General features: G+C 61.2%; 5 protein-coding genes. 4 read left to right on the top strand and 1 reads right to left on the bottom strand.

Translation table 11 applies throughout. The features are described 5' to 3' along the window. The first annotated feature begins 168 nt into the window (after nucleotides 1–168). From AX725_RS20905 to AX725_RS09190, 4 genes are all read left to right on the top strand, one after another. A complete protein-coding gene (locus AX725_RS20905; RefSeq protein WP_155645646.1) occupies nucleotides 169–645 on the top strand; it encodes a hypothetical protein in 477 nt (158 codons plus the stop codon). 183 nt (nucleotides 646–828) lie between these two features. Next, the gene (locus AX725_RS09180) at nucleotides 829–4,296 is read left to right on the top strand and encodes a class I SAM-dependent DNA methyltransferase (RefSeq protein WP_066114566.1); all 3,468 of its coding nucleotides are present in this window, start codon (nucleotides 829–831) and stop codon (nucleotides 4,294–4,296) included. Then, nucleotides 4,293–4,508 (top strand): hypothetical protein, encoded by a 216-nt coding sequence (locus AX725_RS09185; protein ID WP_066114568.1) that lies wholly within the window; start codon nucleotides 4,293–4,295, stop codon nucleotides 4,506–4,508. Before AX725_RS09180 ends, AX725_RS09185 begins: the two co-directional genes overlap by 4 nt. Continuing rightward, a complete protein-coding gene (locus tag AX725_RS09190) occupies nucleotides 4,505–5,416 on the top strand; it encodes a DUF5655 domain-containing protein (RefSeq protein ID WP_066114570.1) in 912 nt (303 codons plus the stop codon). The genes AX725_RS09185 and AX725_RS09190 overlap by 4 nt, the downstream gene beginning before the upstream one ends. Nucleotides 5,417–5,452: 36 nt before the next feature. On the opposite strand, the gene AX725_RS09195 is transcribed toward AX725_RS09190, so the two are convergent. Then, a complete protein-coding gene (locus tag AX725_RS09195; protein WP_066114572.1) occupies nucleotides 5,453–6,220 on the bottom strand; it encodes a hypothetical protein in 768 nt (255 codons plus the stop codon). Nucleotides 6,221–6,338 lie beyond the last annotated feature (118 nt).

A 6,338-nucleotide genomic window follows, 5' to 3' on the forward strand; every position in this document is an offset into this window, starting at 1 on the left:
TTCCACCGCCCAGGGCGACAGAGCAAAGCGACAGAGGCCATGGGCAAAAAAGGTGGACACGACATTACTTGCTACCTCTCTAAAGTTAACTCCTTATTATCCTCCCTTCTCTTCTGTTTGCAAACCAAAAACATTCATCCTATATTTTAACAAATGGAGGATCTTGGTATGCCGAAAAACAAACTACCATCAACAAAAGCATCATCCGTAAGACCACGTACATCGCAACATTATGTGGTGAACGATGGATTCGAACAGGCATTGAAGCGCCTCGCGCAGGAGCGTATCGCAAAGGCACGTGAGGAGCGTGAAAAGCGCATCAACTTGGAAGCGCTGGTCAAACAAGTGCTGGATGAAGTTGCCGCCATGACCACCGGTCTGGACGCAACCGAAACCGTTGCTGTGGCAGGAGCCATACTGGATGAGCTGGTCCAGACCGGCATCGTTGCGGGTACACTGCCAAGTCCCGATCGCGTTCGTAGTGTCATTAGGAAGCAGCTGAACGCACGAAGCGCGGCAGTCACCACTGCGCCCCCTATAGCAAGATCGCAGCAAAGCTCGTTGCCGTCAGCTCCAGATCGATTTCGATCGCCTGCCGAAGTGCCAGCGCGCTGGATGGACGAGCAAAATCAAACACTCTTGTGAGATATTATCGGCTGCTGCGCTCGCGCGAGATGGCAGGCTCGTTGCGCGAGATGTCGACCGGCGTGCGCTCTCAACTAGCGGTCGCCTTGGCGCCGACACAGTGGCCGCGTCCATCCGGTCCAAAGCCCCAACCTGGATCAATCTCTGATTGCCGCCCCCTGCCCTCGGTGCTTATGTGAACCGATGCTAGGGGACGCTTCCACACAGCAGCATATTGACGCTTTCATCGCCCAGTGGCGCGATACGGGCGGGTCTGAGCTGGCGAACACGCAGAGCTTCATCAACGGCCTGTGCGCGCTGATCGGCGTGCCCGCGCCCGATGGCAGCCGGACCGACGACGCGCACAACGATTACGTGTTCGAACGCCGGGTCTTTCAGGACAATGGCGACGGCACGCAGAGCTTTGGCCGCATCGACTGCTACAAGCGCGACTGCTTCATCCTTGAGGCCAAGCAGGGCAGCGAGGCGGACAAGGCGGCTGCGGCGCGCGGTGAGGACGATCTGGACATATTCGGCCAGTCCGCGAGCGCCCGCGTCAAGCGAGGCACCGCAAGGCGGGGCACACCCGGATGGACCCGCGCGATGCTTCAGGCCAAGGGCCAGGCCGAACGCTACGCCAAGGCGCTGCCGACCGATCATGGCTGGCCGCCGATCCTGCTGATCGCGGACATCGGCTATTGCATCGACGTGTACGCGGACTTCACCGGCACCGGCAAAGCCTATGCCCAGTTCCCTGACCGCGCATCCTACCGCATCATGCTGGACGACCTGCATGACGAGAAGGTGCGCGAGCGGCTGGCGCTGATCTGGACCAACCCCAAGGCGCTCGACCCTTCCACCCGCGCCGCCAAGGCGACGCGCGAGATTGCCGATTATCTCGCCACCATTTCGCGGCGGCTGGAGGCGCGCGGGCACAATGCCGAGGCCGTGAGCGGCTTCCTGATGCGCCTGCTGTTCACGATGTTCGCCGAGGATACCGGCGTGCTGCTGCCCAGAAAGTCGTTCACCGACCTCTTGAAGGCGCAGCTCGACCATCCCGAACATCTGCACCACCAGCTGACCGCCTTGTGGACCGCGATGGACAAGGGCGAGTTCGCCCCCTCGCTCGGCATTCCGGTCAAGCATTTCAACGGATACCTGTTCAAGTCACGCGAGGCCTTGCCGCTGGAGCGCGAGGAGCTGCTGGTGCTGATCGAGGCGGCGGGCAAGGACTGGACCGAGGTGGAACCCGCGATCTTCGGCACATTGCTCGAACGCGCGCTCAACCCCAAGGAGCGCGCCAAGCTGGGCGCGCATTACACCCCCCGCGCCTATGTCGAGCGGCTGATCGCCCCCACCATCATGGAACCGCTGCGCAGCGATTGGGACGGCGTGCGCGGGGCGGTGGAAAGCCTGATGGGCGAAGACAAGGTCGATGCCGCCCGCGCGGTCGTGGAGGCCTTCCACGCCCAGTTGGCTCAGACCAAGGTGCTCGATCCGGCCTGCGGCACCGGCAACTTCCTGTATGTCGCGATGGCGCGAATGAAGGAACTGGAGGGCGAGGTACTGGAACTGCTCAAGGAACTGGGCGACAACCAGTATCTGGCCGAGCTGTCCGGCCATACCATCACCCCCGAGAATTTCCTGGGGATCGAGATCAACCCGCGCGCGGCGGCGATTGCGCAGCTGGTGCTCTGGATCGGCTATCTGCAATGGCATTTCCGCGTCAACGGCAAGGACCGCAGCCCGCCCGAGCCGATCCTCAAGGACATCCGCACCATCGAGAACCGCGACGCGCTGATCGAATACGACAAGCGCGAGCTGGTGAAGGACGAAAGCGGCAAGCCCGTCACCCGCTGGGACGGCGAGACGATGAAGCTGCACCCCGTCACCGGCCGCAAGGTGCCCGACGAGGACGCTCGGGTGGAAGTGTACAGCTATGTGAAGCCGCGCGCGGCGAAATGGCCCAAGGCGGATTTCATCGTCGGCAATCCGCCTTTCATTGGCAACAAACGCATGCGGGAGCGGCTTGGCGACGGCTATGCCGAAGCGGTGCGGAAGGCATTTCCGAAAGTCAGCGCGTCAGTGGATTTTGTGATGTATTGGTGGGACATCGCCGCCCGAGAATGCACGACAAAAGGCTGCAGGCGTTTCGGTTTCATCACGACAAACTCGATAACGCAGCCTTTCAACCGGTATGTGATTGAAAACAGCAACTGCACCTTGGCGTTCGCCATCCCCGACCATCCGTGGGTTGATGAGAAGGATGGTGCGGCAGTGAGGATTGCCATGACCGTCGGCTCGCCGAATGAACCGTTTGGCGTCCTCATTGAAGTGACCGATGAATTGGCTCTACCAAATGCCTATGGCGAGGTAGCGGTAAGCTTGCACACCCAACGAGGCCACATTAACAGCGCCCTAAATATTGGGGCCAACGCCGAAGATACGAGCGACCTTCGCGCTAACCATGGCTTGGCGGTTCAGGGCATGAACCCGCTTGGCCTTGGGTTTCGGCTTCAGGCAGATGATCTTGTCCGTTACGGTTTTGACCGCAATGCCCTGCCCCCGAACCTGAAGGAGTATCTTATTGGGCGAGATCTGGTTCAGCGACATGAACCGAAATGGGTCATAGATTTCCACGGGTTATCAGAAAATGCTGCTGCTTTGGCGTCACCAATCCTGTATCAGCACATCCTAAACTCGGTCAAACCCGAGCGCGATCAAAATCGACGAGCAACACGCCGCGACAACTGGTGGTTGTTTGGTGAGAACGCACCTGCCCTCCGCAGGGCAATCCACGGCTTGCCCCGTGCTATTGCCACCTGCCGGACAGCGAAGCATCGGATTTTTTCCTTCGTCTTCACGAATACCATTCTGGACGCAAAGATAATCGGGATTGGCCTCGATGACGGGTTTCATCTTGGCGTGCTATCTAGCCGGACTCATTTAGCTTGGGCTGTACGCACCGGCGGATGGCTTGGAATGGGGAATGATTCAAACTACAACCATTCAGATTGCTTCGGGAAATTCCCCTTCCCCGCCGACGTTCCCGAACCGCTGAAGGACCGCATCCGCAGCGAGGCCGAGGCGCTCGACGCGCTGCGCAAGCGCGTGCTGGCAGCGCACGAGGACCTTACGCTGACCAAGCTCTACAACGTGCTGGAAGCCCTGCGCGAGGGCCGCGCGCTGACCGAGCCGGAGCGCGACATGCATGATCGCGGGCTGGTCACGCTGATCCGCCAGCATCATGATGCCATCGACGCGCTGGTGGCCGAGGCTTATGGCTGGCCGGTGGACCTGTCCGACGAGGACATCCTTACCCGGCTGGTCGCGCTGAACAAGGAACGCGCCGCCGAAGAGGCGCGCGGCCTGATCCGCTATCTGCGCCCCGAATTTCAGGACCCCGGCTATTCCGCCCCGGTCAACCAGACGCTCGACTTCGGCGAGGCGGCGGTGGTTCTGCCCGACAATGTCATCGCATGGCCCAAGACGCTGCCCGAACAGGTCAGCGCCGTCCAGTCGATCCTCACCGCCGCCCCCTCCCCCCTCGCCGCGCAGGACATCGCCCGCAGCTTCAAGGGCAAGCGCGCCGCCACCGTCCGCCCGGTGCTCGACGCGCTGACCGGCATCGGCATGGCCCGACGGCTCAAGGACGGACGGTACGCGGCATGAAGCGCAGCGTTGGCACGGCAGGGCGCCCCATGGGCCACCTCTCGATCGAGGCGCTCGAAGCCCATACCCGAACAAGCGAGCGCGACCCCGTTGAGCTCACACTGGTGCTTGCCGAGCTCGGCTATCGCAAAACCAAGCGCGCGCAGGAATTGAAAGACCTGGTGGCTCGATTGCATCGCGCGGCTGCATCGAAGGAAAATGGCGCGCAATGAGCGACATCAAGCTTTATCGGATGGCAGGGTCTGATGTCACCGAATTGGCCGGTGGCGCGATGGCGCTGGAAAAATCGTTGCAGACCGTTTTCGAGAGGAATCTGGAGACGCTGCTCGGCGTCCGGTTTCTGGCGAGCGAGTTCCCGACCAATGAAGGTGGCCGCATGGACACGCTGGGCATTGACGAGAACAACAGCCCGGTCGTGATTGAGTACAAGCGATCGTCGAACGAGAATGTCATCAATCAAGGGCTATATTATCTCGACTGGCTGATGGGCCATCGCAAGGATTTCGAATGGCTGGTGCTGGAGCGGCTGGGGGCCGAGGCGGCCAGGCTGGTAGACTGGACCGGCCCGCGCCTGATCTGCATCGCCACCGACTTCGGCAAATATGATGAGCATGCGGTGAAGCAGATGAACCGCAATATCGCACTAATCCGGTATCGGCGCTTTGACAGCGACCTGCTGCTGCTCGATCAACTCACCAGCGCCAGCGCTGCCACAACCGCACCCGTCAGCGGCACCGCGGCCGGCAGCGCCTCCAAAACGACCTATAAGACGATCACCGAACAGATGAAGGAAGCACCGCAGGAGCTGCTGGATCTGTATCACCTGTTGGCGGACTATATGCTCGCGCTGGGGGATGACGTGGATACCAGGACCACGGCTTTCTACATCGCCTTCCGCCGGATCAAGAACTTTGCCAGCGTCGAACTGCGCAACCAAGCGAAGAAGCTGCTGGTGTTCGTGAAGGTCAATCCCGACACGGTGCAGCTCGAGCCGGGATTTACGCGCGACGTGCGAAAGATCGGCCACGTCGGAACGGGTGACCTTGAGATCAGCATATCGTCGCTTGAGGATTTCGAGCGGTGCAAGCCGCTGCTGCAGCAGTCCTACAACCTGTCCTGACGGGGCCGGAGGAGTCCCCTCCCCCCGGCCCCTCCTTCAGGCGGCGCGCAGGAGGTGGTCCGCCAACTGTTCCGACATCGCTGCGCAGATTTCAGCAAGCTTGTCCTGCATCGCGGGTGTCAGCGGCCGGTTGCGCCGCAGCCAGTCCAGGGTCACAAAGCTGGCGATCCTGGGGTCAAGGCTGCACTGACCTTGGGACCGCTGCCAAGCCATGGTCGCGATGGCGAGCAGCGCGGTGTCGAGCTCGCAGTGAGCACGGGCAGCGGCCCAGCCAGCCGGATCGGTCGGAAACTCGACCCGCTTCTTGCCCTGCATCAATGTCGCCGGCAGGCCAAGACGAATCAGCACTTCGCTGAGGTGCGTCCAGGATTTGCCTGTAGCCTTCAGCTGCAGCCCAAGATCGAGATGCGGCCGGATCGGCCCGCGCTTGGGAGCCGGCTTGCGCAGCAGCAGTTGGGTCGGCAGTGGCAGACCGTGTTCCATAGCGGCGAGCGTCAGGATCGGCAGGTCCATCGCCACACTGCCAAAGGCCGTGGCAATATTGTCCGGGACTGCGCGCAGATGGTCGAAAAGGCCGCGAACCACGGCCTGCTCATCCCCATGGGTGTATTCGGTCCAGCTCGCCATCCTCTCGAAGCAGATCGCGCCATCGCTGTGGAGTGTGACGTCGAATGCTGCGGCTGCAAAGACACGCCTGCTTGCCATCCTTACCCGGGCTTTCACCCGGCGATCGATGGAGCGGTACGCTGCGTGCAAATCGTCATCCCAGGCCGTTTCGATATCGTAGAACGTGAATTTGATCATTTGTTTGGATCTTCCAGATGCGCCAAAGGCCGCCCCATGGGACGGCCTTTGGCTTGTGTGTTGGGTCGTGTCCGTCAACGTGGTGTAAATTCGGTTGTGGCCAGCGGGCTGCATTTTC

The organism is Blastomonas sp. CCH9-A1 (assembly GCF_001557175.1).
Classification (GTDB): domain Bacteria; phylum Pseudomonadota; class Alphaproteobacteria; order Sphingomonadales; family Sphingomonadaceae; genus Blastomonas; species Blastomonas delafieldii_A.

Coding starts and splice junctions, on each gene's coding strand:
- AX725_RS20905 (WP_155645646.1), top strand. CDS start 169: ATGCCGAAAAACAAACTACCATCAACAAAAGCATCATCCGTAAGACCA.
- AX725_RS09180 (WP_066114566.1), top strand. CDS start 829: ATGCTAGGGGACGCTTCCACACAGCAGCATATTGACGCTTTCATCGCC.
- AX725_RS09185 (WP_066114568.1), top strand. CDS start 4,293: ATGAAGCGCAGCGTTGGCACGGCAGGGCGCCCCATGGGCCACCTCTCG.
- AX725_RS09190 (WP_066114570.1), top strand. CDS start 4,505: ATGAGCGACATCAAGCTTTATCGGATGGCAGGGTCTGATGTCACCGAA.
- AX725_RS09195 (WP_066114572.1), bottom strand. CDS start 6,220: ATGATCAAATTCACGTTCTACGATATCGAAACGGCCTGGGATGACGAT.